Origin of the sequence: Paraburkholderia sp. SIMBA_030 (assembly GCF_046535245.1) — a bacterium.
GTDB lineage: Bacteria > Pseudomonadota > Gammaproteobacteria > Burkholderiales > Burkholderiaceae > Paraburkholderia.
The window spans coordinates 1-268 of record NZ_JAWRXB010000659.1; the positions used below are offsets into that span (position 1 = coordinate 1).

The following is a 268-nucleotide window of genomic DNA, read 5'->3' on the forward strand; positions in this document are numbered from 1 at the left end:
GCTTGTTGGCGACGTCGCTGCTCACGTCGGCGGTCGCCTGTCTCGTGGACGCGACGATGGAGACCGACTTCGCGCCCATCGCGTCGAGCTGGCCGAGCATCGCCTTCGAATAGCCCGATGCGGGCCCGACGCGGAAGAAGCGCTTGAGCCCGCGCGAGGTGATGCCGCTGTCCACTGCGCCCGAGGTGATGTAGACGAGACCGGCCTTGTCGGCGGCCTCCGAGGCGGGGCTGACCGAGTTCGAGCCGTAGCCGCCCGTGATCGCGAG

The 268-nt window shown here is 69.4% G+C and carries 1 pseudogene; it reads right to left on the reverse strand.

The annotated features are described in order from the left end of the window. Positions 1–268 (reverse strand): annotated as a pseudogene (locus SB772_RS41595) (amino acid ABC transporter substrate-binding protein); the annotation flags it as partial.